We start from the raw sequence: 23,332 nt of genomic DNA, 5'->3' as shown, positions 1-23,332 counted from the left end.
ATGAAGAACCAGCGTGCGGACAACACCCTGCCCGACGGCGGCGCGGCACCCGCCGCGGCTGGCGCGGGACTCCCCTTGGCCGGGATCACCGTGATGGACCTGTCCCGGGCCCTGGCGGGGCCGTACTGCACGGCGCTGTTGGGCGACCTCGGGGCGGACATCATCAAGGTGGAGTCCGCCAGGGGTGGGGACTCCACCCGGTCCTGGCCGCCGTTCGAGGATGAACACTCGTTGTACTTCGACTCCACGAACCGGAACAAGCAGTCCATCGCGGTTGACTTCTACACGGAGCAGGGCCGTCAGCTGCTGTGGGACCTCGCGGTGTCCGCGGACGTCCTGGTGGAGAACTTCCGCCCCGGGGTGCTGACCGCCATGGGTCTGGATCCGGCGGCGTTGCGGGAGGCGAATCCGGGGCTGGTGATCGCCTCCGTCTCCGGCTTCGGGACCACCGGTCCGCTGGCCCAGGCCGCCGGACTGGACCAGGTGGCCCAGGGGATGTCTGGGCTGATGTCCGTGACGGGCCCGGACGCGGATTCCCCCACCCGGGTGGGTGTGCCGGTGATGGACCTCTACGCGGGGGTCTTCACCGCCGTGGGGATCTGCGCCTCGCTGGTCGGCCGGGCCGGCAACGGGGGGCAGGGCCATCAGGTGGGGACGTCCCTGCTGGAGGCCGGACTGGCCGTCTCGGCGTTCCAGGGACAGAACTACCTGTCCACCGGCGCGGTCCCGGTGCCGCAGGGCAACCACCACCCGGTGCTCTCCCCGTACGGGGTGTTCCGTACCGCGGACATCCCGGCGATCATCGCGGTGGGCAACCAGGCCCACTGGGCGAAGTTCTGCGCGATCATCGGCGCGCCCGAGCTCGAGCACGACCCCCGCTTCGTCCTGGGACGTGATCGCTCGGAGCACCGCGCCGAGCTGACCGAGTTGATCGAGGCGAAGCTGGTGCACCGGCCCGGTCTGGAGTGGATCGAGGCGTTCCGCGCCGCGGGGATCCCCACCGGCCCGATCTACACCTACGCCCAGGCCTTCGAGGACCCCCAGGTGCGGGCCTTGGACATGGTGCAGACCGTGGCGCGGACGGACGGCTCGGCGCTGCCGCTGCTGCGCGGGCCGCTGAGCATCAACGGCACCGCCACCGGCGTGCGCAAGGCACCCCCGGCCCTTGGGGAGGACACCCGATCCGTGCTCGTGGGCCTGGGCCTGGACGAGGGGCAGATCGCCGGCCTCGTCGAGGCGGGCATCGTGCAGGAGCACGGTCGGGAGGGAGTGCTGTCATGACCGAGACCACTGCAACCGGCGGGGCGGTGGAGATCTCCCAGCAGGGGCCCATCGCCACCGTGACCCTGTCCAACCCCGGTCGGCGCAACACCATGACGGAGGCGATGTGGCGGGCCCTCGAGCCAGCCTGCGCCCGACTGGCCGATGATGCATCGGTGCGCGCCGTCGTCGTGCGCGGGGCCGGAACGGATTTCTCCACGGGGGCGGACATCTCCGACCTGTCCTCGATCCTGCGGGACGAGGACACGGGGCTCCAGGACGGCGGCGCCGTGGCCGCCGGCGAGGCAGCCCTGGCCGGACTGCACAAGCCGACCATCGCAGCGGTGGAGGGCTACTGCCTGGGCGGCGCCTGGCAGATCGCGGCGGCCTGCGACATCCGGCTGGCCTCCTCCGATGCGAGGTTCGGGATCACCCCCGCGAGGATCGGGATCGTGTACCCGACCGCGGGGATCGAACGGCTCGTGCGGATCGCCGGGCCGGCCACCGCCAAATTCCTGCTGTTCAGCGGCGACTTCGTGGGCGCCGAGCGTGCCTGCGCGCTCGGCCTGGTCCAGGCGGTCCACCCGGCCGAGACCTTCTGGGAGGAGGTGGGCACGTTCGTGCAGCGGCTCGCCTCCAGGTCCCAGCTCTCCATCCAGGCCATGAAGGACATCGTGGACACCGTGGTGGCCGGCGACGGCGCCGGGGAGGACCGTGGATCGGAACTGCGGCGGGCCAGCGACCATTGGCAGCACCTGATGGCCGGTGCAGGAGCTGTCGACGCCGAGGCCGGGATCGGGGCGTTCCTCACCAAAGGGACCCCGGAGTTCACCTGGAACGGGGGCCGGGACACGCAACGGCGCACTGCGGGCGCCACATCATGAGTCCGCTGCAGCACGACCCCGTGGCGCAGGCCCACCGGAACTGGGTCGGCCACGGCTGGGGCGAGGCCGCGGACGCCATGGCCGCGGTGACCTCCCTGTTCCGCGTGCAACAGATCCTGATGGCGCGGATCGATGCCGTCCTGCGGCCCTTGGACCTGACCTTCGCCCGCTTCGAGATGCTGACCCTGCTGGGGTTCTCCCGGACCGGGGCCATGCCGCTGGCCAAGGCCTCGAACCGTCTCCAGGTCCATCCCACCTCGGTCACCAACACCGTGGAGCGCCTGGGGCAGGCCGGGCTCGTGGAGCGGCAGCCGCATCCCACGGACGGCCGGGCCAACCTCATCGCCATCACCCCCCAGGGCCGCGACCTGGCGCTGCAGGCCGCCCGCGAGCTCAACCGCGAGGTCTTCTCGGACATCGGCCTGCCCACGGGGGAACTGGCGGACCTGAACCGCATCCTCGGCACCCTCCGCTTCGCGGCCGGGGACTTCTCCGAGCCCAGTGAGCTGATGGGGGGCTCGGGAGGGGGCGCGGCCGGGCCGGGGCCCGCAGGCGGAGACGAGACCGGGACGGTGCGGGACACCGGCGGCCCGGGGACCGGCGCCGGGCGCCACCGTGCTCTGGACCCCGGCGCAGTCACGGCGGGGGCAGGACATCCGGAGGAGGACGGGCCCCCGGCAGCGGGGCAGCCCTCGGGACAGGCCTTGGGACAGGACGCAGCCGAGCCGGCGCGGCCCCAGCGGCGCAGGTTGCCGAGAGCATAGGGCATCCAGCCATCCTGAGGGCCCAAGGACACACCCTCGATTTGCTTTCGGGAACAAACAATGAGAAAATAAATAGGTCTATTTCCCGGTGCCTGCTTTTCTCGGCCCCGGTGACATCTCGGTGTTAGCAACAGGAAGGTGCATCCCACCCATGCGTCTGGTTCCCGGTCAGTTTGTGGTCCATCCCCATCACGGACCCGCAGTGGTCCTCGACCGTCAGGTCCGGCAGTTGAAGGGCAAGGACGTCGCGTATGTGGAGCTGGAAATCCAGGATAAGGGCTTGCGCATCTCCGTCCCCGAGGCGGGGATCAAGGATATCGGAGTCCGGGACGTCAGCAGCCACACCCAGGTGCGCAAGCTGATGTCCCTGCTGGCCAAGCCGAGTGACCACGTGGAGGAGCAGTGGTCCCGCCGGCTCAAGGCCTTCCAGGAGAAGCTCGCCACCGGTGACCTGCACCGCGTGGCCGAGGTGGTCCGTGATCTGCACCGCCGCCAGGCGCTGAAGGACCTCTCCATGGCCGAGCGCACCCTCTACCGCGATGCCGCAGAGGTGCTGGCCGCCGAGGTCGCGATCGTCCTGGACATCTCCGTGGTCGAGGCCGAAGAGGTCATGGTCCAGGCCGTTGACGGTGTGCCACTGAAGGACCTCGGGTTGGACCGCGGCAAGGACGGCAAGCGGGAGCGTCAGGCCGCCTGATGCCCCTGACGCTGACGCAGTGATCTGCGGCGGCCCGCCTCATCCCCTCCGGGGCGTGAGGCGGGCCGCTTTCGTGGTGTCTGGGGCCGCAGTGCGGCGGTGGGCCCGAAGCCCGAAGGAGATCAGTCGATGTGGCGGCTTGAGCCGTGGCGCATGCCACGGCTCTCCATGGTGGAGAGCAGCCGCCAGAAGAACTCCCGCAGCAGGCGGGGTCCGTCTGCCGAGCCCGAGGCCAGCTCGACGCTGATCTCCCGGAACTCCTCGCCCCACACGTGGACGAGGTCGTCCGCATCATAAAGCCGGATCATGCTGACCGCGCGGACCACCATGGGTCCCGCCATCCGCTTCAACTCGTCACTGCCGGCCCCGTCCAAGAGTGACTGTACGAAGGCCCCGAAGGCCTGTTCCGCGCCGTCGCGATCATCGCTCGGGACCACCTCTGCAAACCTCGCCGCGGCCCGCGAGACCGCCAGGGCCGCCTCCGAGTGGGGGTCCAGGCGTTCCATGGCGCCGACCAGGATGATGCTGAGGACATCCATGAGTTCCTCGGCGCGCCGTTCCGTCATCACGGTCACCCGGCGCCGCTTGTTCGGCAGGACCTCGATCAGTCCTTCGGCGACGAGGGCCACCACCGCCTCCCGGACGGGGGTGATGCTGACGCCCAGCCGCTCGGCCAGCTCGGCATCTCGAATCGGTGCGCCCGGTTCAAGACTGCGGGTCAGAATTTCGTGGCGCAGTCGATGCAGTACGGCGGATCCTCTCGACGGAGGGATGACGAAGGCGTCGGGCTCTGAACTGTGGGCGGATGGCACCGCTTCACTATAGGTCGGCCCGGCTCCCGCTGCCCTCATTTGACGAACCCCCTTCACCGCTCAAGCCCCGGGGCCATCCCGTGGGTTCCAAGCGCATCTGTGTGGACACCGACTACTACGCGACGTTCAACGAAGGCCTTGTGGAACTGGTCGACGTCAGGGAGGAACCGATGGCCGAGATCACGGCCCGGGGTATCCGGACCGAGGACCGGGAGATCGAGGTGGATGCCATCGTCTTCGCCACCGGCTTCGACGCGATGACGGGTGCCCTTCTGAGGATGGACATCCGTGGTCGTGGCGGGCGGGGACTGCGGGAGCACTGGGGGCCGGGCCCGGCAGCCCGAGCGTGCTCGCCAATGTGGTGACCGCCATCGAGCAGCACGTCGACTGGATCCACGACCACATCACCTACTGGGCGAAGAACGACCTGGTGTCCGAGGCGAAGCAGGATTTCGAGGACCAAGGGGTCGACCATGTCAACGAGGCAGCGGCCCAGGGCTACCCGGGGTTCCAGCTGACCTGAGACCGTGCCGGGTCAGCCTCAGACACCCCGGCCGGTCAGCGGGCGGTGCGGAAGACGGCCTGGGCCTGAACGAAGGGCTTGATCACACTGGATCCGTCCCGGTTGCCGTCCGCGCCGTGGAGTTCGATGTCGACGACGCGGACGGATCGACCGGCATGGCGCACCCGGGTCCGGGTCAGGACGGCGCCGTGGGTGGGTCGGAGGTACATCACCCGCAGCGACTGCAGGTCGAAGTCTGTCCGGTCCGGCATGGCGTGCTGGGCGGCCAGCCCTGCCATGACTGTCACCGCTCCGCCGTGGACAGCGCCCTGGGGGTTGACGTATTCGTCGGTGGAGGGAAAGTCCGGTCCCGCGTGGAAATCCTCGGTAACCGGTGGGCGCCCGGCTGCCCCGGCCGGCGGCGTCGTGGTCCTCATGCCGAAGACGCGGTCCAGGGGAACTTCGGTCTCCGGGCCCAACGGCAGGGAGGCCATGTCGCGGAAGAGTCCGAGGTTGCCCTCCGTGGTGGGGCCGACTGTCTGGAACCATCCGGTGGCCTGGACATAGGTCTTCCCGTCCGGCCCGCGGAGGGTGCCGTGGGCCATTCCCCCGAGCGGATCCGAGCCGGCGCAGGCGGTCCACGCCTCGAGGACCGTGCCGTCGGTGGGTGGGGCGGCCAGGAAGTTCAACTGCAGTTCAGTGGTCACGATCCAGACCAGCTCGGGGGCAGCGGCGTGGATCGAGGTGGCCAGCGTGTGGTCCATGAGGGAGGCGGCGGCCAGTCCACTGGGACGATGGTCGGCATCCAGGCCCCAGGGGCCGCTGGCCATGGACCCGGTCAGTTCCGGGCTCTGCCCGTGGAACGCGCCGTGGAGTTCGATCCGCATGAGCTGTTCGACGCGCCCCAGCGGCAGGCTGAGCGCGCCGTGGAGTGATCGGGTCGTGATGGGCTGGTCGGCGGTGGTCGTTTCGCCGGGGCCCGGAGCGCTAGGGGTCATTCCACGAAGGTATCGCAGTGAGACGGGCTGGGCGCCGCCCCTACGCCATGTGACCCTCATATCAGGCATCACCCCGATCCCCAAATATAACGGAATGATAAAGATCTCGGGTCAGGCATTCATGCGCGAATGATTTGCGCGGGCAACCGCGCCAACGGTGGGATCCAGTGGCGTGTCGCAGGGGTCCCCGGGGACCGCTTTCAGACCCTTCAAGCCCGGGAAACCGCCGAACCGGGCTTGAAATCAGATTTCATCTCGTTAGGTTAGTGGGGATGGCAGATGATGCAGGCACAGCACTGACCCACCGACCGACAGCCCCCGTGCTGCGTCCTCCGAGAATCGAGGACGGAGCCGCGTTGTGGCAGATCACGAAGGACTCGAAGGTCCTGGACGTCAACTCGTCCTACTACTACCTGTTGTGGTGCAGGGACTTCGCAGACACCACCGTGATCGCCGAGATCGAGGGCCGTCCTGCCGGATTCGTCACCGGATACCTCCGGCCCGAGGCCCCCACCACGCTGATGGTGTGGCAGGTGGCCGTGACCGAGGCGGCCCGTGGCTACGGGCTGGCCTCGCGCATGCTGGACGAACTCGTGGAGCGTACCTCCGCCGAGGCGCTGGAGACCACCATCACCGAGGACAACGCGGCCTCCCAGCGGCTGTTCGCCAGCTTCGCGGAACGCTTCGGGGCGGGTCATGAGATCACCCCGCTGATCACCGCGGAGATGTACCCTGACGGCCACGACACCGAATTCCTGCACCGCATCGCTCCGTTGGCACCGTAGGAGCCCATCCGGCACATCGCGGCCCGCACCACGGACCGCCGCATGCCTTCAGCCACTGGTCACTCGCCAGCCCCACCGCACCTGACTGGCCGCACGCCTCGCGCGCCGGCCACCACCGTCCACGAAAGGGATCTACACCATGGACACCACCGTCTTCACCACCGTCGAATCAGAGGTCCGCAGCTACAGCCGCGGATGGCCCACCGTCTTCGTCAAGGCCAAGGGCGCCGTCCAGACCGCCGAGGACGGCAAGGAGTATTTGGACTTCTTCGCCGGCGCGGGCTCGCTGAACTACGGCCACAACTACCCGAAGGTGCAGCAGGCCGTTGCCGACTACATCACCACCGATGCACCCATTCATTCATTGGACATGATGACCCCGGCCAAACGGGAGTTCCTGGAGACCTTCCGGGACGTCATCCTGCAGCCGCGCGGACTGGACTACAAGGTCATGTTCCCCGGCCCGACGGGCACCAACACCGTGGAGGCCGCCCTGAAGCTGGCCCGCAAGGTCACCGGCCGGCAGCACATCCTGTCCTTCACCAATGCCTTCCACGGCATGACGCTGGGCGCCCTGTCCGTGACGGGCAACTCCATGAAGCGCAAGGGCGCCGGCATCCCGCTGACCAACAGCTCGAAGATCCCCTATGACGACTACTTCGGCGGGGCCACCGAGGACTTCCTGTGGCTCGAGCGGGTCCTGGACGATTCGGGCTCCGGCGTGGACAAGCCGGCCGCCATCATCGTGGAGACGGTCCAGGGTGAGGGCGGCGTGAACGCCGCACGCCGGGAGTGGCTCAAGGCCTTGGCGGATCTGTGCCAGAAGCACGAGATCCTGCTGATCGTCGACGACGTCCAGGCCGGCTGCGGCCGGACCGGCACCTTCTTCAGCTTCGAGGACGCCGGTTTCACCCCGGACATCGTCTGCCTGTCCAAGTCCATCTCCGGCTTCGGGCAGCCGATGGCGCTGACCCTGTTCCGTCCCGAGCTCGATGTGTGGGAGCCGGGCGAGCACAACGGCACCTTCCGCGGCAACAACTTGGCGTTCGTGGCAGCGACCACGTCCCTGAAGGAATTCTGGGCCGACGACTCGTTCCAGAAGGGCCAGCTGGCCGAGAACATCGAGGTGCTGAGTGGCGGACTCGCGCAGATCGCCGGGGCCGTGGAGGGCGCCAGCGTCCGCGGCCGTGGCATGTTCGGCGGCCTGCACTTCCCGGATCTCGAGGTGGCCGGCAAGGTGGCCGCCGAGTGCTTCGCCAACGGACTGCTGGTGGAGACCTCCGGCCCCGACGACGAGGTCCTGAAGTTCCTCGCTCCGCTGAACATCCCGAGGGAGCAGCTGGAGCGTGGCCTGGGCATCGTGGCCGCGGCCGTCGCCACCGTGACCGGTGCCTCCGTCGGCTACAAGCCAGGCGAGACGAAGCTGGCCGGCGCCGCCTGAGCGCCACCCCACGACCCATCACGAGAGCGGTGACTGTCGAACCGCACGGCGTGTCTCGACAGTCACCGCTCTCATGATCAATCCTCACAAGACGTCCCCCTCGAAAGGAACCACTCATGCTGGTGACCAACCTGAACGACCTGAACGACACCGAGCGCGACATCAAGTCCGAGACCTGGCGCTCACGCCGCATGGTGCTGGCCCGCGAGGGCGTCGGCTTCTCCTTCCACGACACCGTGATCTACGCCGGCACCACCTCCACGTTCCACTACGCGAACCACATCGAGGCCGTGTACTGCGTGCAGGGTGAGGGCACCCTGACCAACGAGGTGACCGGCGAGGTGCACGAGCTCAAGGACGGCACCATGTACCTGCTGGACGGCCACGAGAAGCACACCGTGCGGGCCACCACGGAGCTGCGCATGGCCTGCGTGTTCAACCCTCCGGTGACCGGCCGCGAGACCCACGACGAGAACGGCATCTACCAGCTGGTGCTCGAGGAGGGCTCGGACCGCAAGGTGCCGAAGAAGGCCAACGTGGAGACCGAATCGATGGCGTGATGGTCTGATGGCCTGATCTGAACCCACACCCACGACGGCGGCGCGTCACCTGCAGAAGGTGACGCGCCGCCGTCGTGCTCTCACGGTCCGGCCCAGGGCCACTCACTGGCGCTGGCCGGACATGGAGGGGATGCCCTACGGGGACTCGGCCGGACGGACCGCGTTCTCGATCAGGACGGCGTCCTCCGGGTGTTCGGCCAAGTACTGCTCATGGGTCTCGTCCACATGCAGGTCGGAGCCCTCCACGGACTTCGGAACCATGGACACGGCGATGAAGGACACGATCGCGAGTCCCGCGATGTAGACGCCGATGACCCAGCTCATCTTGAACTCGTTGAGCAGCAGCTGGGCGATCATCGGGGCGAAGGCGCCGCCGATGATGGAACCGAAGGCATAGCCGATGGAGACTCCCGAGTACCGCACGTGGGCCGGGAACATCTCGGCATAGAGCGCGGACTGCGGGCCGTAGGACGGGCCCAGGCCCATGGTCAGGATGACGATCGCGAGGGCAAACAGGGGCAGCGAAGCGGTGTCCAGCAGGAACCACATGGGGATCGCCCACAGGATGATGATGCCGTACCCGATCTGGAAGGTGCGGATCTTGCCGATCTTATCCCCGAGCCAACCGCCGTACATGGTGAACACCAGCCACCCCAGGCCTCCGACGAAGGACGCCACGAGGGTGGACGCCCGGCTCATGCCCAGCACATTGGAGCCGTAGGAGGCGAAGAAAGCGATCACCAGGTAGCCCGCGGCGTTGTTCGCGGCGAAGATCAGGGCAGCGAGGATGACACTTTTCTTGTGCGACTTCATCAGCACGCTCAGGGGAGCGGAAGACTCCTTCTTGCGCAGCTGCATCTCCTTGAACACCGGGGACTCGTCCACGGCCTTGCGGATGATGTAGCCGACGACGATCAGCACCACGGAGGACAGGAACGGGATGCGCCAGCCCCACTCGAGGAAGGCCTCCGGGCTCAACGAGCTCGTCAGGGCCCACATGAAAGCGGTGGCCAGCAGCATCCCCAGCGGGACTCCGATCTGCGGGTAGGACCCGAAGGCGCTGCGCTTGTTCTTCGGCGCGTGTTCCACGGCCATCAGGGCGGCACCACCCCACTCACCTCCAGCGGAGAAGCCCTGGATGATGCGCAGGAGCATGAGCAGGATCGGCGCCCAGAGGCCGATCTGGGCGTAGGTGGGCAGTGCCCCGATGAGGGCCGTGGCCCCGCCCATGCCGATCAGGGTGATGACCAGGACCAGCTTGCGGCCGTATTTGTCACCGATGTGCCCGGCCACGATGGCACCGAGGGGGCGGAACAGGAAGCTGATGCCCAGGGTGGCCCAGGAGATGACCTGGGCCAGTCCGGGATTGTCGGCCGAGACCGGGGCAAAGAACAGGGGTGCCAGGACGAAGGCCGCAGCCTGGGCGTAGATGAAGAAGTCGTACCACTCGATGGTGGTGCCGACGAGGGTGCCGGCGAGGACCCTGCGTTCTTCCCGGGTTCTGCGGGGGCGGGATATCGCTGGGGCTGGTTGATCTGCCATGGAGGCTCCAGGTGAGGTGTGGGAATTATGGAGGACGGCACTAATAGGTGACCGAACGTTCGGTCACCACATCAGCATAGGACACGGCTGTGAGTCGCGCCACATCGGGGCGCGCGGTTGACCTCACCGACGGGTGGTGCGAATCTAATAGTGAACGGTTGGTCGGTAATTCATGACCGCCTGTGCCCTGCCCGCCCGCACTCCCGGGGGCGGATTGTCGTCACGACGAATGGAGCCCCAATGAGCGAAGCATTCCTGATCGGTGGTGCCCGTACCCCGGTTGGCCGGTACGGGGGCGCCCTGTCCTCGGTCCGCCCGGACGACCTGGCCGCCCTGGCGGTCCGTTCCGCCGTCGAACGGGCCGGAATCGACCCGGACGTGGTTGACGAGGTGATCTACGGCAACGCCAACGGCGCCGGTGAGGAGAACCGCAATGTGGCCCGGATGGCGTGGCTGCTGAACGGCTTCCCGGACCACGTTCCCGGCATCACGGTCAACCGCCTGTGCGCCTCCGGCATGAGTGCCATCCAGATGGCCTCGCACATGATCCAGGCCGGCGCCGCGGACGTGGTGGTGGCCGGTGGTGTGGAGTCCATGTCCCGCGCCCCCTGGGTGATGGAGAAGCCGGCCCAGCCCTTCGCCAAGCCCGGTGGGGTCTATGACACCTCGATCGGTTGGCGCTTCCCCAACCCCGCGTTCCTCTCGGGCGAGTACTCCCGCGGTGGCAAGGCCACCTACTCGATGCCGGAGACCGCTGAGGAGGTGGCCCGCGTCTACGGCACCTCTCGCGAGGACTGTGACGCCTTCGCCGTCCAGTCCCACCAGCGTGCCCTCGCTGCCATCGAGGCCGGCCGCTTCGCCGAGGAGATCGTGCCCGTCACCGTCCAAGGCCGCAAGGGCGCCGAGACGATCGTGGACACGGACGAGGGTCCGCGTGCCGGTACCACCGCCGAGGTCCTGGCCGGCCTGCGACCGGTCGTGAAGGGCGGCTCCGTGGTGACGGCGGGCAACGCCTCGACCCTGAATGACGGCGCCTCGGCGATCATCGTGGCCTCCGCGGCGGCCGTCGAGAAGTACGGCCTGGTCCCGCGCGCCCGCATCCTGGCCGGCGCCTCCGCCGGCCTGGCGCCCGAGATCATGGGCATGGGCCCGGTTCCCTCCTCCCGCAAGGTGCTGGAACGCACCGGTACCGCGGTCGGTGACCTGGCCGCCGTCGAGCTCAACGAGGCCTTCGCCTCGCAGTCCCTGGCCAGCATGCGCGAGCTCGGCCTGGATGCCGGGACGGTGAACAACGACGGCGGCGCGATCTCCCTCGGACATCCGCTCGGCTCCTCGGGGTCCCGTCTTGTCATCACCCTGCTGGGGCGCCTGGAGCGGGAGGCCTCCGCAGGGGCCCGCGGGCTGGCGACGATGTGCGTGGGCGTCGGCCAGGGCTCGGCCCTGCTGGTGGAGGCCGTCTGATGGCCGGCACCAGCAGCGGCGGGGGAGTCGGCCTGGAGTCGGAGTCCTTCACCGCCGTGTGGGTGGAGGAGCGTGCGGACCGGCTGGTGGCCCGGTTGGACCGGCCCGAGGCCCGCAACGCGATCGACCAGGCGATGGTGGACGAGCTGCACGCGATTTGCGCGCAGCTGGAGCGGGCGCCGAAGGTGCTCATCCTCACCGGAACGCCCGCGGACGCCGAGGCCGGGACCCAGGGGATCTTCGCCTCCGGCGCGGATATCGCCCAGCTGCGTGAGCGGCGTCGGGATGACGCCCTGGCGGGGATCAACTCCTCCATCTTCGACCGGATCGCCACGCTGCCGATGCCTGTCATCGCCGCCCTGGACGGCTACGCCCTCGGCGGCGGAGCCGAGCTGGCCTATGCCGCGGACTTCCGGATCGGCACCGAGGCGCTGCGGATGGGCAACCCCGAGACGAACCTCGGGATCATGGCGGCAGCCGGTGCCACCTGGCGGCTGAAGGAGTTGGTGGGGGAGCCACTGGCCAAGGAGATCCTGCTGGCCGGCAAGGTCCTGAAGGGGGTCGAGTGCCTCGCGGCCGGGCTCATCACCGAGCTCGTGGCCGGCGAGCAGCTGATGGCCGCCGCCCACGCGTTGGCCGACCGGATCACCGCCCAGGACCCACTGGCGGTGCGCATCACCAAGTCCGTGTTCCACACCCCGCGGGAGGCCCATCCCGTGATCGACAACCTGGCTCAGGGCATACTTTTCGAGTCCGAGGCCAAGTTCGACCGTATGCAGGCGTTTCTCGAGAAGAAGAGGAAGTAGAGACATGACCGAGACCACCGGGGCGTCCGCGCCCGAGTTGACCGCCTCCGTCCCGGCTGCTGTCGGCGTGCTCGGCGGCGGTCGGATGGGCGCGGGTATAGCCCACGCCTTCCTCATCATGGGCTCCGACGTGGTCATCGTCGAGCGGGACGAGGCCGCGGCGGCCGCGGCTCGGGAGCGGGTGGAGTCCTCGACCGCGAAGTCGCTCGAGCGCGGTGTGCTGGACGGCAACCTGGACGCCATCCTCGAGCGCTTCGTCGTCTCCGTGAACCACCATCGCTTCGCCGACCGTGACCTCGTCATCGAGGCGGTGCCCGAGGACTGGGACCTGAAGGTGCAGTCGCTGCTGGCCGTTGAACGGGACATGCGCCATGACGCCGTGCTGGCCTCGAACACCTCGAGCCTGTCCGTGACCGGGCTCTCGGTGGAGCTCGAGCGCCCGGCGAACTTCATCGGCCTGCACTTCTTCAACCCGGTGCCCGCCTCCACGCTCGTGGAGATCGTGGTCGGCGCGCAGACCGCCCCCGAACTGGTCGAGGCGGCCCGGAGGTGGACCGTCGGGCTGGGCAAGACCCCGGTGGTGGTCAACGACGCCCCGGGCTTCGCCTCATCCCGCCTCGGCGTGGCCATCGCGCTCGAGGCCATGCGGATGGTCGAGGAAGGCGTGGCCAGTGCCGAGGACATCGACAACGCCATGGTGCTCGGCTATAAGCACCCCACCGGGCCGCTGCGCACCACGGACATCGTGGGCCTGGACGTGCGCCTGGGCATCGCCGAGTACCTGGCCTCCACCCTGGGCGAGCGTTTCGAGCCGCCGGCGATCCTGCGCGAGAAGGTCGCCCGGGGCGAGCTCGGCCGCAAGTCCGGGCAGGGCTTCTTCGACTGGAGCTGAGCGGCGGGCGGCCCCACCCTCGCAGGCCCGGACCGCCGCCGCCCCGCCTCCATGCCGATCCTGCTGCGCCCTGTGATCCAAGCCATGGCCCTGTTAGGCTGGTCAACAATACTGACCGACCGTTCAGAAAGGTAAGCCCGGATGACTACGCAGACCGCCGCGCCCACCGTCCCCAGTTATGTCCTCGACCAGTGGTGGAGTCCAGAGGAGGGTTCCCGCACCACGGAGGTCCTGGACGCCAGCACCGGCGAGGCACTGGCGCGCTACGGGGCCGACGGCCTCGACCTCGGCTCCGTGCTCGAGCACGCCCGGACCGTGGGCCAGCGCGAATTGGGGAAGCTATCCCTGCACGAGCGTGCGCTGAAGCTCAAGGAACTGGCCGCCTACCTCAATGAGCGCCGCCAGGACATCTACGACCTGTCCCACCGCACCGGCGCCACCAAGGTGGACAATATGGTGGACATCGACGGCGGCATCGGCGTGCTCTTCACCTTCTCCTCCAAGGGCCGCCGCGAACTGCCGAACTCCAACGTCATCCTGGATGGTGGGATCGAACCGCTGTCCAAGGACGGCTCCTTCATCGGCACCCACGTCTACACCCGGATCCCCGGCGTGGCCGTGCAGGTCAACGCCTTCAACTTCCCGGTCTGGGGCATGCTCGAGAAGTTCGCCCCGGCGTTCATCGCCGGCGTGCCGACCGTGGTCAAGCCCGCCACCCCCACCGGCTTCGTGTCCGAGGCCGCCGTGCGCCTCATGGTCGACTCCGGCATCCTGCCCGACGGCTCCCTGCAGCTGATCTCCGGTTCGGCCCGCGGCCTGCTGGACGTCATGGACTACCGGGACATGATGCTCTTCACTGGCTCGGCGTCCACGGCCCAATCCCTCAAGTCCCATCCGAACGTCATCTCCGGTGGTGTCCGGTTCTCGGCCGAGACCGACTCGCTCAATGCCGCCATCCTGGGCCCCGACGCCGTGGAGGGCACCCCCGAGTTCGACGCTTTCGTCAAGGCCGTGGTCACCGAGATGACGGTCAAGGCCGGTCAGAAGTGCACGGCCATCCGCCGCACCATCGTCCCGGAGGTCCAGCGTGAGGCCGTCGCGCGGGCCATCGCGGCCCGGATCGAGCAGCGCGTGGTCGTGGGCGACCCCCGCGCCGAGGGCGTGACCATGGGCGCGCTGTCCTCGCTGGCCCAGCTCCAGGAGGTCCGCGGTGCCGTGGAGGACATGATCGCCGCCGGCGGCGAGATCGCCTACGGCACCCTGGACGCCCCGACGGTGCGCACCGCCGGGGGCCAGGAAAAGGTCGTGGAGGACGGGGCCTTCATGTCCCCGATCCTGCTGAGCTGGTCGGACGCGGAGAACGAGATCGTCCACTCCCGCGAGGCCTTCGGCCCGGTCGCCTCCTTGATCGGGTACACCGACCTCGAGGATGCGATCCGGCTGGCTGCCCGCGGCTCCGGTTCCCTGGTCGCCACCGTGTGCACCAATGACCCGGACACCGCCCGCGAGCTGACCGTGGGTATCGCCGGCCACCACGGACGCGTGCACCTGCTCAACCGCGAGACCGCCAAGACCTCTACGGGCCACGGCTCACCCGTCCCGCACCTGGTCCACGGCGGACCGGGCCGCGCCGGCGGTGGCGAGGAACTCGGCGGCATCCGCTCCGTCAAGCACCACATGCAACGCACAGCGCTACAGGGCTCCCCGAACCTGCTCACCGCCGTCACGGGCGTGTGGCAGACCGGGGCGGACCGGTCCATCGCCGGTTCGGAGAAGTTCGGTGCCCAGCCGGGCAACGTGCACCCGTTCCGCAAGTCCCTGGCCGAGCTGCGCATCGGCGACGCTCTGGCCTCCGACCTGCGCCAGGTCACCCAGGAGGACATCACCGCCTTCGCGAACACCACGGGGGACACCTTCTACGCCCACGTGAACCAGAGGGCGGCCGAGGCCAATCCGTTCTTCCCGGGCACCGTGGCCCATGGCTACCTGCTGGTCGCTTGGGGCGCCGGACTCTTCGTGGAGCCGGCCCCGGGCCCGGTGCTGGCCAACTACGGCCTGGAGAACCTGCGGTTCATCACCCCGGTGGCCGCCGACGACTCCATCCGGATCACGCTGACCGCCAAGAAGATCACCCCACGGGTGACCGATGAGTACGGCGAGGTGGCCTGGGACGCCATCATCCACAACCAGGAGGATGAGATCGTGGCCACCTATGACGTGCTGACCCTGGTGGAGAAGGAAGACGCCACCTACAAGGACTGGCAGGACTGAGACCCGGGCTTCCGGGCTGAGCCTACACCTGCAGGGAACGACGGCGGCCGGTCACCTTCCGCGCGGAAGGTGACCGGCCGCCGTCGTTCCCGAGGAACACACAGTGGAGGGTGGACGTGGTTCAGTCGCGGGCGCGCAATCCGTCGACGATCATCGCGATCGCGTTCTCCTCCACCTCCTGGGGTGTGGCCGGACCGTCAGGCCGATACCACTCCACGAGGGAGTTGATCATGCCGAACATCAGGCGCGTGGTGGTGCGGGGCTCGACGTCGGCACGCACCTTCCCGTCCTGCTGCGCCGTGATCATCAGGTGGGTGACCCTGCGGTCCACTGCACGGCGACGCTCCAGCGCCTGACGCTCGATCTCGGTGTTGCCCCGCAGGCGCAGCAGCAGGGTCACGGAGGGCTGGCGCTCCAGCAGGACGCGGATGGTGGAGCGCAGCATGAACTCCAGCCGCTGGATCGAGGTGCCGGTGGTGGCGCGTTGGTCCTCACCGATGGCTTCCAGGGGGATCAGCGCCTCGTCCAGGGCCAGGCGCAGAAGATCGCCCTTGGAGGGGACATGATGGTAGATGGCGGACTTGCTGACACCGAGCTCCTCGGCCAGCATGCCCATCGAGGTGGCGTCATAGCCGTGCCGGTTGAACACGGCCACGGCCACGGTCAGGACGGACTCCTGGTCGTAACCGGGCCGGCCCCTTCGGGGGGCCGAGGGGGCCTTGGGCGCGGTGGGCACAGGTTGCTCCTGGAGTGACAGGCCTTCCCTGGGGGTGGGTGGAGCCCAGGGAAGGCGCGGTGAGGGGTCAGAGATTGCGAAGGTCGTGGATCCGCTTCAGCTTACCGATCGAACGGGCCAGCGATTCGGGTTCCGCGACCTCGATCCGGCACGAGGACCCGATGTGGATCTTGATGAGCTTCTGCAGTTCCGACGCCGCCGCGGTGGCCCGCTCTGAGGTGCAGTCGACGCGACGCTCGATCTTCACGGCCAGCTGGTCCATCCGGTCGGGGCGGGTGATCTCCAGCTGGAAGTGCGGCGAGAGTCCCTGCACCTTCAACGCCAACTCCTCGATCTGGCTCGGGAACACGTTGACGCCGCGCAGGATGATCATGTCGTCCGAGCGGCCGGTGATGCGGCCCATGCGGCGGTGGCCGGGGCGCTCGCTGCCGGGCAGCAGGCGGCTCAGATCGTGGGTGCGGTACCGGATGATCGGCAGCGCCTGCTTGGTCAGCGCCGTGAAGACCAGCTCGCCGGGCTCGCCGTCGCCGAGCACCTTCGTCTCGTCGAAGGGGTCGAGGATCTCCGGCCGGAAATGGTCCTCCCAGATGTGGCAGCCGTCCTTGGTGCGGTAGGACTCTCCTGCTACGCCCGGGCCCATGACCTCGGAGAGGCCGTAGATGTCACAGGCATGGATATCGAACATCTCCTCCAGCTCATGCCGCATCTCCTCGGTCCAGGGCTCGGCCCCGAGTACGCCGACCTTGAGGGAGGACGCTCGCGGGTCCAGGCCCATGCGCTGCATGGCGTCCCCGATCGTGAGCAGATACGTGGGGGTGCACAGGATGGCGTCCGGCTGGAAGTCCTGGAGCAGGGTGATCTGCTTCTCGGTCTGGCCCCCGGACATGGGGATCACCGTGGTGCCCAGGTACTCGGCCGCACCGTGGGCACCCAGACCGCCGGTGAACAGGCCGTAGCCGTAGGCGTTGTGGACCTTCCAGCCCTTCTGGACGCCGGACAGGCGCAGGCAACGGGCGCCGAGCTTGGCCCAGTCGGTCAGGTCCTGCCGCGTGTAGCCCACCACGGTGGGCAGGCCCGTGGTGCCCGAGGAGGCATGGATCCGGGCGACCTCCTCCTGGGGCACGGCGAACGCGCCGAACGGGTAGGTCTTGCGCAGGTCCTCCTTGTCCGTGAAGGGGAACTTGGCCAGGTCGGAGAGCTCCTTGAGGTCGGAGGGGTGGACTCCTGTGGCGTCGTACTTCTCGCGGTACATCGGGACGCGATCGTAGGCGTAGGCGACCGTCTGCTGCAGCCGTTCCAGCTGCAAGGACTCGATCTGGTCGCGGCTCATCGTCTCCTCCGGGTCCAGGCCCGGGGTTGACGCGGTGGGGTGGAGGGTCTCGGTCATCTGGTGCCTCATTCGTACTGGCGGTGGTCGGTGGTGAGGTGAGCGGTGGGGTCAGCGGGCGGGAATCGTGCGGCTCCGGCCGCGGAACTCGGCGATGACCTCGGTGCCGCCCTCGAGGAGGGACTGGAGCACCCGGACGTCATAGATGCCGCTCCGGCCGGACTGCTGGCGGCGGTCGGCCACGGCGGTCAGCAACCGCCCCGGGATCCCGGGTTTGAGGAAGTTGATGTCGACGCCCGTGGCCACGGTGATGGTGTCCTCGGAACCCTCCGGCGGATTGCAGGCCAAGGCGAAGGCGGAGTCCGCGAAGGCGAAGACCATGCCGCCGTGGGCGATCCCGAAGCCGTTGAGCATCTCCTGACGGAGGCTCATGGTGATGGTGGCATGCCCGTCGGAGACGGACTCCACGGCGATCCCCATCCATGCGCTGGCTCGGTCCCCGGCCAGGATGGCATGGTGTTCCCCGAGCTCGGAGGTGAGAGGTGCACTGGCATCCTGGCCCGCCACGGCAGCGGTGCCAGCCTCAGCCTCAGACCTGGTACTGGATGTGGTCATGCGCACTCCCAATTTCTTGACTGAACGATCATTAGGTAATCGTACTGTGTGACGTGGGTCAAATTCCATGGCATGGCCGTTGCGGGCGGACGGTTGACTCGGGGCCGCCGAATGGATATATACTGAACGAACGGTCGGTAAATGCGACCTCAGCGACGCTGACCATGAACGGGCGGCGTGGCCGGGCTGACGTCTGGTCCCGCTGTGACGAACTCCCAGAGAATGAGGTGGGCACCATGGCCGATCACCAGCAAACCGGCAGTCATCTGACCGCTGTGCAGTCAACCGAGGATGCCGAGGGCCAGAGCCGGTTCGACGCGATCATCGCCGACGACTCGCGGATCGAGCCCCGTGACTGGATGCCGGAGGCGTACCGGAAGGCCCTGACCCGACAGATGGGCCAGCATGCGCACTCCGAGATCATCGGCATGCAGCCGGAGGCGAACTGGATCACCCGCGCCCCGAGCCTGAAGCGCAAGTCCATCCTCATCGCCAAGGTGCAGGATGAGGCTGGCCACGGCCTGTACCTGTACTCGGCCACCGAGACCCTCGGCACGGACCGTGACACGATGAACGACCAGCTGATCTCCGGCCGGGCGAAGTACTCCTCGATCTTCAACTACCCGGCTCGCACGTGGGCCGACATGGGCGCGATCGGCTGGCTCGTCGACGGCGCCGCGATCGCCAACCAGGTCCCCCTGTGCCGCGCCTCCTACGGTCCCTATGGACGGGCCATGGTGCGGATCTGCAAGGAGGAGTCCTTCCACCAGCGGCAGGGCTTCGAGATCCTGCTCGAGCTGGCCAACGGCTCCGAGAGCCAGAAGAAGATGGCCCAGGATGCCATCAACCGGTTCTATGCACCGTCCCTGATGATGTTCGGACCCTCGGACAATGATTCACCGAACTCCAAGCAGTCCATGGCCTGGAACGTCAAGAGGTTCTCCAATGACGATCTGCGCCAGCGCTTCGTCGGCATGATCGCCGAGCAGGTCAAGGTCCTGGGCCTGACCCTGCCGGACCCGGAGCTTCGTTACGACGAGGGGACCGGCCAGTGGATCCACATGGATCTGGACTGGGACGAGTTCAACCGGGTCGTCAAGGGCGGTGGCCCGTGCAACTCCCAACGGTTGGCGCGCCGCCGCGAGGCCCATGAGGAAGGCGCCTGGGTCCGTGAGGCCGCAGCCGCCTATGCACGCAAGCAGCAGGAGCAGAAGGAACAGGTGGCATGACGATGAGCACTCCCCAGGACAAGCGGCAGAACGCCTCATCCGCCAGCTGGCCCCTCTGGGAGGTCTTCGTGCGATCCTCGCGCGGGCTCTCCCACGTCCACGCCGGGTCCCTGCACGCGCCGGACGCGGAGATGGCCGTGCGCAACGGGCGGGACCTCTACACCCGCCGCAACGAGGGCGTCTCCCTCTGGGTGGTTCGCTCAACGGACATCCTGACCTCGGATCCGGATTCCAAGGACGCCATGTTCGAATCCCCCCAGGGCAAGGACTACCGGCACGCCACGTACTACACCAAGAGTGAGGGGGTGAAGCACCTGTGAGCGCCTCGACCAGCACAGACCGTAGCCTGGACAGCTTCGGCGACGCCGCGGCCTCAGCCACCCGCGTCACACCTGGCAATGCCCTCCGTCCCGAGGACATCGCCCTGCGCGACACGGCCCCGGCCACCGAGGCGATCGCCCAGTACGCGCTGTGGCTCGGAGACGACGCGCTCATCTACGCCCAGCGCAACGCACACTGGGTCTCCCGCGGCCCGGAGCTCGAGGAGGATGTCGCCCTCGGCAACATCACCCTGGACCAGTTGGGGCACGCCCGGTCGTTCTTGACCTATGCGGGCAAGAAGTGGGGCAAGACGGAGGACGAGCTGGCCTACTTCCGCGAAGAGGAGGAGTTCACCTCGCTGCACCTCGTGGAGCAGCCCAACGGCGACTTCGCCCAGTCCACGGTCCGCGGCCTGTTCCTGGCGATCTACCAGCACCTGCTGTACAGCCGGCTGCTCGAGTCCTCGGACCAGACCCTGGCGGCCATCTGCGCCAAGGCGGTCAAGGAGGTCGACTACCACCTCGAGCACGCCGAGCTGTGGACCCTGCGCCTGGGTCAGGGCACCGAGGAATCCGCCCGCCGGATGCGCCGGGCCCTGGACAAGCTCTGGCCGTACGTGGAGGAGATGTTCCAGGACGAGGCGCTGAACAGCGAGCTCGAGGGCGTGGCCCCGCGCCCGTCCACGCTGCGCGATGAGTGGCATGCCCGCCTCACCGACATCCTGGACCGCTCCGGCCTGGCCGTCCCCGAGGTCCCCGCCGCGATGTGCTTCGGCCGTCGGGGTGAGCACTCCGAGTACCTGGGGTTCATCCTGGCCGAAATGCAGGTCCTGGCGCGCAAGCATCCCGGCGCCACCTGGTAATCACCGCGACCCCACGGAGGACCACCATGACCGTTTCCACCACCAGCAGACTCCACCAGATCGCCTCGCGGGTGACCGACCCGGAGATCCCGGTGCTGACCATCGCCGACCTCGGCATCCTGCGGGACGTGACCGCGGGACCGGAGGGGGCCGTCGTCGTGACCATCACGCCGACGTACTCCGGGTGCCCGGCGATGGACGTGATCGAACAGGACCTGAAGGCCGTGTTCGCTGCCGAAGGGTACGAGAAGGTGATGGTGGACCGGGTCCTCTCCCCGGCGTGGTCGACCGACTGGATGACGGACGAGGGCAAGACCAAGCTGCAGGAGTACGGCATCGCCCCGCCCACCGGCAAGGGCCATCGCGGCACGGTGACCCTGGGCATGATCGTGAAGTGTCCCCGCTGCCATTCGCTGAACACGCGTGAAATCTCCCGCTTCGGTTCCACGGCCTGCAAGGCGCTGTACTCCTGCAAGGACTGCCTGGAACCCTTCGACTACTTCAAGGTGCTCTCATGAACGCAAGTGCAACCGAAACCGCCCCCTCGCGCCGCCGTGCCACGTTCCACGAACTCGAGGTCGCCGGGGTCCGCCGCCTGACGGCCGACGCCGTGGAGGTGACGTTCGCCGTCCCAGAGGAGCTGGTGGACGACTACGACTACGCCCCCGGCCAGTACGTGGCCCTGCGCAAGCAGTTGCCGGATGCTGAGGGGGCCCTGCACGAGGTACGCCGCAGCTACTCCATCTGCGCCGAGCCGCAGCCGGGTGAGGTGCGCGTGGCCATCAAGCGGGACCTGGGCGGCTTCTTCTCCTCCTGGGCGAACGAGAACCTTGTCGCCGGGGACACCATCGAGGTGATGAGTCCGACCGGTGCCTTCATCTCCAAGCACCAGATGACGGCACTGAACGATCCGGAGTCCATCGACACGGATGCCGAGGACACCTTCGTGGCCGTGGCCGCCGGTTCCGGGATCACCCCGGTGATCGCGATCGCCCGCACCGTGCTGGCCGCCAGCGAGAAGGTCCACTTCAACCTCATCTATTCCAACAGGGCCGCCATGGACGTGATGTTCCTGGAGGAACTGGCGGACCTGAAGGACCGTTACCCGTCCCGGTTCGCACTGCACCACGTGCTGACCCGGGAGCAGCGGATCTCACCGCTGCTGTCCGGCCGGATCGACCACGAGAAGCTCTCCACCCTGCTGTCCACCGTGATCCAGCCGGAGGCCGTGGACGAATGGTTCCTGTGTGGGCCGTTCGAGTTGGTCCAGATGGTGCGGGACGAGCTCGCGAGCCTCGAGGTGGACCCGGACAGGGTGCGGTTCGAGCTGTTCACCACGGGAGACCCGCAGAAGGGGCGCCCGGAGGGCAACATCGGCCGCCCGATCGTGGTCGACGATCAGGGGGACAACATCCAGATCTCCTTCACCCTGGATGGGCTGCAGGGAGAGGTGAAGTCCCCGAAGGGCCAGCGGGAGACCGTGCTCAACGCCGCCCTGCGCGTGCGCCCGGACGTGCCGTTCGCGTGCGCCGGCGGCGTGTGCGGGACCTGCCGCGCCCAGGTGGTCGAGGGATCCGTGGAGATGGACGAGAACTACGCGCTGGAACCGGACGAGATCGAGAAGGGCTACGTCCTGACCTGCCAGTCGCACCCGACCTCGGACACGCTCGTCGTCAACTACGACGCCTGATCCCGACGCCTGATCCCCACGCCTGATGTCCACACCGGCCCGACGCCCGCACCCACATCCGTCCCCACGCCCAGGAGGCATCTCGTGATCCAGCTGACCATCGCCGACGGCATCGCCGAGGTCGTCCTGAACGCCCCGGAGAAGATGAACGCGTTGGGCCTCACGGCGCTCGCAGAACTGCAGAAGGCGTACGACGACGCCGCTGCCGCTGCCTCCCGCGGTGAGGTGCGGGCCCTGCTGTTGCGCGGCGAGGGCCGCGGCTTCTCCGCGGGCCGGGACATCTCCGGCGTGGTCCCCGCCGACGACGATGTGATGGGCTACCTCGGCGACGCCGTCACTCCGCTGCTGCAGAGGATGGCGTCCTTCCCCGCACCGACGTTCGCGGCCGTCCAGGGCGCCTGTCTCGGCGTGGGCCTCGGGCTGGCGATCGCCACGGACGTGGTCTACGTGGCCGAGAACGCCAAGATCGGCTCGCCGTTCGCCAACCTCGGTGCCACCCTCGACTCGGGCGGTCACTGGTTGTTCACGGAGCGCCTGGGCACCCACCGCACCCTGGACCTGATCTACACGGCCGAGCTGATCAGTGGTGCAGAGGCCGTGTCCTCCGGGCTGTTCTCCCGGTCCATGCCGGCCGAGACGCTGCTGGAGGACACCCGGGCGATCGTGGCGAAAGTGGCCTCCGGCGCCACCGGGGCCTTCGTGGCGTCCAAGGAACTGGTGGCGCAGATCCGCGACGAGCGGCTGGGGCTCTGGGCCTCCATGATGAACGAGAACCGGGCCCAGGCCGACCTGTGCGACACCGCAGACTACGCCGAGGGCTTCGCTGCCTTCCAACAGAAGCGCAAGCCGGTGTTCCGGGGCGCTGTCTAGGACCGAG

The 23,332-nt window shown here is 68.2% G+C and carries 25 protein-coding genes; 19 read left to right on the top strand and 6 right to left on the bottom strand.

Features of this window, described 5'->3' with window-relative positions; all coding sequences use genetic code 11:
• From ACSU1G_RS05400 to ACSU1G_RS05385, 4 genes are all read left to right on the top strand, one after another.
• Positions 1-1,281: a CaiB/BaiF CoA transferase family protein gene (locus ACSU1G_RS05400; protein ID WP_439279401.1), complete on the top strand. Its 1,281-nt coding sequence runs from the start codon at positions 1-3 to the stop codon at positions 1,279-1,281.
• Positions 1,278-2,144, top strand: a complete 867-nt coding sequence (locus ACSU1G_RS05395; RefSeq protein ID WP_439278894.1) for an enoyl-CoA hydratase/isomerase family protein — start codon at positions 1,278-1,280, stop codon at positions 2,142-2,144. Before ACSU1G_RS05400 ends, ACSU1G_RS05395 begins: the two co-directional genes overlap by 4 nt.
• On the top strand, positions 2,141-2,908 hold the full coding sequence (locus tag ACSU1G_RS05390) for a MarR family winged helix-turn-helix transcriptional regulator (protein WP_439278893.1): 768 nt from the start codon (positions 2,141-2,143) through the stop codon (positions 2,906-2,908). The genes ACSU1G_RS05395 and ACSU1G_RS05390 overlap by 4 nt, the downstream gene beginning before the upstream one ends.
• A 151-nt stretch (positions 2,909-3,059) precedes the next feature.
• Positions 3,060-3,605: a CarD family transcriptional regulator gene (locus tag ACSU1G_RS05385; protein ID WP_439278892.1), complete on the top strand. Its 546-nt coding sequence runs from the start codon at positions 3,060-3,062 to the stop codon at positions 3,603-3,605.
• Between the two features lie 122 nt (positions 3,606-3,727).
• On the opposite strand, the gene ACSU1G_RS05380 is transcribed toward ACSU1G_RS05385, so the two are convergent.
• Positions 3,728-4,417 carry a GntR family transcriptional regulator gene (locus ACSU1G_RS05380; RefSeq protein ID WP_439278891.1) on the bottom strand — a complete coding sequence of 230 codons (690 nt, stop codon included), beginning with the start codon at positions 4,415-4,417 and terminating at the stop codon, positions 3,728-3,730.
• 80 nt (positions 4,418-4,497) lie between these two features.
• On the opposite strand from ACSU1G_RS05380, the gene ACSU1G_RS05375 reads away from it, so the two are divergent.
• Both ACSU1G_RS05375 and ACSU1G_RS05370 read left to right on the top strand, forming a co-directional pair.
• Positions 4,498-4,782, top strand: coding sequence for a hypothetical protein (locus tag ACSU1G_RS05375; RefSeq protein WP_439278890.1), 285 nt, complete (start codon positions 4,498-4,500; stop codon positions 4,780-4,782).
• On the top strand, positions 4,764-4,940 hold the full coding sequence (locus ACSU1G_RS05370) for a hypothetical protein (protein WP_439278889.1): 177 nt from the start codon (positions 4,764-4,766) through the stop codon (positions 4,938-4,940). Before ACSU1G_RS05375 ends, ACSU1G_RS05370 begins: the two co-directional genes overlap by 19 nt.
• 35 nt (positions 4,941-4,975) lie before the next feature.
• Here ACSU1G_RS05370 and ACSU1G_RS05365 read toward each other — a convergent pair whose 3' ends face one another.
• Entirely contained in the window at positions 4,976-5,917 is a 942-nt protein-coding gene (locus tag ACSU1G_RS05365) for an acyl-CoA thioesterase domain-containing protein (RefSeq protein ID WP_439278888.1), read from the bottom strand.
• A gap of 272 nt (positions 5,918-6,189) precedes the next feature.
• Here ACSU1G_RS05365 and ectA point away from each other — a divergent pair, with 272 nt between their 5' ends.
• The 3 genes from ectA to ACSU1G_RS05350 all read left to right on the top strand — a co-directional run bounded on the left by ectA (position 6,190) and on the right by ACSU1G_RS05350 (position 8,703).
• The gene (gene ectA, locus ACSU1G_RS05360) at positions 6,190-6,702 is read left to right on the top strand and encodes a diaminobutyrate acetyltransferase (RefSeq protein WP_439278887.1); all 513 of its coding nucleotides are present in this window, start codon (positions 6,190-6,192) and stop codon (positions 6,700-6,702) included.
• A 139-nt stretch (positions 6,703-6,841) separates the two neighbouring features.
• Positions 6,842-8,143, top strand: coding sequence for a diaminobutyrate--2-oxoglutarate transaminase (gene ectB / locus ACSU1G_RS05355; RefSeq protein ID WP_439278886.1), 1,302 nt, complete (start codon positions 6,842-6,844; stop codon positions 8,141-8,143).
• Between the two features lie 116 nt (positions 8,144-8,259).
• Positions 8,260-8,703 (top strand): ectoine synthase, encoded by a 444-nt coding sequence (locus ACSU1G_RS05350; RefSeq protein ID WP_439278885.1) that lies wholly within the window; start codon positions 8,260-8,262, stop codon positions 8,701-8,703.
• 135 nt (positions 8,704-8,838) lie between these two features.
• Here ACSU1G_RS05350 and ACSU1G_RS05345 read toward each other — a convergent pair whose 3' ends face one another.
• A complete protein-coding gene (locus ACSU1G_RS05345) occupies positions 8,839-10,245 on the bottom strand; it encodes an MFS transporter (protein ID WP_439278884.1) in 1,407 nt (468 codons plus the stop codon).
• A gap of 240 nt (positions 10,246-10,485) precedes the next feature.
• On the opposite strand from ACSU1G_RS05345, the gene ACSU1G_RS05340 reads away from it, so the two are divergent.
• The 4 genes from ACSU1G_RS05340 to paaZ all read left to right on the top strand — a co-directional run bounded on the left by ACSU1G_RS05340 (position 10,486) and on the right by paaZ (position 15,675).
• A complete protein-coding gene (locus tag ACSU1G_RS05340; protein WP_439278883.1) occupies positions 10,486-11,706 on the top strand; it encodes an acetyl-CoA C-acyltransferase in 1,221 nt (406 codons plus the stop codon).
• Positions 11,706-12,512, top strand: a complete 807-nt coding sequence (locus tag ACSU1G_RS05335; RefSeq protein ID WP_439278882.1) for an enoyl-CoA hydratase/isomerase family protein — start codon at positions 11,706-11,708, stop codon at positions 12,510-12,512. Before ACSU1G_RS05340 ends, ACSU1G_RS05335 begins: the two co-directional genes overlap by 1 nt.
• A 4-nt stretch (positions 12,513-12,516) precedes the next feature.
• On the top strand, positions 12,517-13,404 hold the full coding sequence (locus ACSU1G_RS05330; protein ID WP_439278881.1) for a 3-hydroxyacyl-CoA dehydrogenase family protein: 888 nt from the start codon (positions 12,517-12,519) through the stop codon (positions 13,402-13,404).
• Positions 13,405-13,545: 141 nt separating this feature from the next.
• Complete coding sequence (gene paaZ / locus ACSU1G_RS05325) at positions 13,546-15,675, top strand: phenylacetic acid degradation bifunctional protein PaaZ (RefSeq protein ID WP_439278880.1); 2,130 nt, start codon at positions 13,546-13,548, stop codon at positions 15,673-15,675.
• A gap of 121 nt (positions 15,676-15,796) precedes the next feature.
• Here paaZ and ACSU1G_RS05320 read toward each other — a convergent pair whose 3' ends face one another.
• The 3 genes from ACSU1G_RS05320 to paaI all read right to left on the bottom strand — a co-directional run bounded on the left by ACSU1G_RS05320 (position 15,797) and on the right by paaI (position 18,353).
• Complete coding sequence (locus tag ACSU1G_RS05320; protein WP_439278879.1) at positions 15,797-16,411, bottom strand: TetR/AcrR family transcriptional regulator; 615 nt, start codon at positions 16,409-16,411, stop codon at positions 15,797-15,799.
• 67 nt (positions 16,412-16,478) lie between these two features.
• A complete protein-coding gene (locus tag ACSU1G_RS05315) occupies positions 16,479-17,798 on the bottom strand; it encodes a phenylacetate--CoA ligase family protein (protein WP_439278878.1) in 1,320 nt (439 codons plus the stop codon).
• 51 nt (positions 17,799-17,849) lie between these two features.
• Positions 17,850-18,353: a hydroxyphenylacetyl-CoA thioesterase PaaI gene (paaI, locus tag ACSU1G_RS05310; RefSeq protein WP_439278877.1), complete on the bottom strand. Its 504-nt coding sequence runs from the start codon at positions 18,351-18,353 to the stop codon at positions 17,850-17,852.
• 236 nt (positions 18,354-18,589) lie between these two features.
• Here paaI and paaA point away from each other — a divergent pair, with 236 nt between their 5' ends.
• From paaA to ACSU1G_RS05280, 6 genes are all read left to right on the top strand, one after another.
• A complete protein-coding gene (gene paaA, locus ACSU1G_RS05305) occupies positions 18,590-19,582 on the top strand; it encodes a 1,2-phenylacetyl-CoA epoxidase subunit PaaA (RefSeq protein ID WP_439278876.1) in 993 nt (330 codons plus the stop codon).
• Positions 19,579-19,902, top strand: a complete 324-nt coding sequence (gene paaB / locus ACSU1G_RS05300; protein WP_439278875.1) for a 1,2-phenylacetyl-CoA epoxidase subunit PaaB — start codon at positions 19,579-19,581, stop codon at positions 19,900-19,902. The genes paaA and paaB overlap by 4 nt, the downstream gene beginning before the upstream one ends.
• Positions 19,899-20,765, top strand: coding sequence for a 1,2-phenylacetyl-CoA epoxidase subunit PaaC (gene paaC, locus ACSU1G_RS05295; protein WP_439278874.1), 867 nt, complete (start codon positions 19,899-19,901; stop codon positions 20,763-20,765). Before paaB ends, paaC begins: the two co-directional genes overlap by 4 nt.
• Positions 20,766-20,791: 26 nt before the next feature.
• Complete coding sequence (paaD, locus tag ACSU1G_RS05290; protein WP_439278873.1) at positions 20,792-21,283, top strand: 1,2-phenylacetyl-CoA epoxidase subunit PaaD; 492 nt, start codon at positions 20,792-20,794, stop codon at positions 21,281-21,283.
• Complete coding sequence (gene paaE / locus ACSU1G_RS05285; protein ID WP_439278872.1) at positions 21,280-22,455, top strand: 1,2-phenylacetyl-CoA epoxidase subunit PaaE; 1,176 nt, start codon at positions 21,280-21,282, stop codon at positions 22,453-22,455. The genes paaD and paaE overlap by 4 nt, the downstream gene beginning before the upstream one ends.
• A gap of 84 nt (positions 22,456-22,539) precedes the next feature.
• Positions 22,540-23,325, top strand: coding sequence for an enoyl-CoA hydratase/isomerase family protein (locus ACSU1G_RS05280; protein WP_439278871.1), 786 nt, complete (start codon positions 22,540-22,542; stop codon positions 23,323-23,325).
• Positions 23,326-23,332: the final 7 nt, after the last annotated feature.

The organism is Microbacterium sp. A93, assembly GCF_051842835.1.
The sequence above is the reverse complement of the archived record's forward strand: the minus strand, read 5'-3'. Positions and strand labels throughout refer to the sequence as shown.

What these genes read in the sequence shown, in the direction of transcription:
- ACSU1G_RS05400 (WP_439279401.1), top strand. Translation starts at nt 1, where the DNA reads ATGAAGAACCAGCGTGCGGACAACACCCTGCCCGACGGCGGCGCGGCA.
- ACSU1G_RS05395 (WP_439278894.1), top strand. Translation starts at nt 1,278, where the DNA reads ATGACCGAGACCACTGCAACCGGCGGGGCGGTGGAGATCTCCCAGCAG.
- ACSU1G_RS05390 (WP_439278893.1), top strand. Translation starts at nt 2,141, where the DNA reads ATGAGTCCGCTGCAGCACGACCCCGTGGCGCAGGCCCACCGGAACTGG.
- ACSU1G_RS05385 (WP_439278892.1), top strand. Translation starts at nt 3,060, where the DNA reads ATGCGTCTGGTTCCCGGTCAGTTTGTGGTCCATCCCCATCACGGACCC.
- ACSU1G_RS05365 (WP_439278888.1), bottom strand. Translation starts at nt 5,917, where the DNA reads ATGACCCCTAGCGCTCCGGGCCCCGGCGAAACGACCACCGCCGACCAG.
- ectA (WP_439278887.1), top strand. Translation starts at nt 6,190, where the DNA reads ATGGCAGATGATGCAGGCACAGCACTGACCCACCGACCGACAGCCCCC.
- ectB (WP_439278886.1), top strand. Translation starts at nt 6,842, where the DNA reads ATGGACACCACCGTCTTCACCACCGTCGAATCAGAGGTCCGCAGCTAC.
- ACSU1G_RS05350 (WP_439278885.1), top strand. Translation starts at nt 8,260, where the DNA reads ATGCTGGTGACCAACCTGAACGACCTGAACGACACCGAGCGCGACATC.
- ACSU1G_RS05345 (WP_439278884.1), bottom strand. Translation starts at nt 10,245, where the DNA reads ATGGCAGATCAACCAGCCCCAGCGATATCCCGCCCCCGCAGAACCCGG.
- ACSU1G_RS05340 (WP_439278883.1), top strand. Translation starts at nt 10,486, where the DNA reads ATGAGCGAAGCATTCCTGATCGGTGGTGCCCGTACCCCGGTTGGCCGG.
- ACSU1G_RS05335 (WP_439278882.1), top strand. Translation starts at nt 11,706, where the DNA reads ATGGCCGGCACCAGCAGCGGCGGGGGAGTCGGCCTGGAGTCGGAGTCC.
- ACSU1G_RS05330 (WP_439278881.1), top strand. Translation starts at nt 12,517, where the DNA reads ATGACCGAGACCACCGGGGCGTCCGCGCCCGAGTTGACCGCCTCCGTC.
- paaZ (WP_439278880.1), top strand. Translation starts at nt 13,546, where the DNA reads ATGACTACGCAGACCGCCGCGCCCACCGTCCCCAGTTATGTCCTCGAC.
- ACSU1G_RS05315 (WP_439278878.1), bottom strand. Translation starts at nt 17,798, where the DNA reads ATGACCGAGACCCTCCACCCCACCGCGTCAACCCCGGGCCTGGACCCG.
- paaI (WP_439278877.1), bottom strand. Translation starts at nt 18,353, where the DNA reads ATGACCACATCCAGTACCAGGTCTGAGGCTGAGGCTGGCACCGCTGCC.
- paaA (WP_439278876.1), top strand. Translation starts at nt 18,590, where the DNA reads ATGGCCGATCACCAGCAAACCGGCAGTCATCTGACCGCTGTGCAGTCA.
- paaB (WP_439278875.1), top strand. Translation starts at nt 19,579, where the DNA reads ATGACGATGAGCACTCCCCAGGACAAGCGGCAGAACGCCTCATCCGCC.
- paaD (WP_439278873.1), top strand. Translation starts at nt 20,792, where the DNA reads ATGACCGTTTCCACCACCAGCAGACTCCACCAGATCGCCTCGCGGGTG.
- paaE (WP_439278872.1), top strand. Translation starts at nt 21,280, where the DNA reads ATGAACGCAAGTGCAACCGAAACCGCCCCCTCGCGCCGCCGTGCCACG.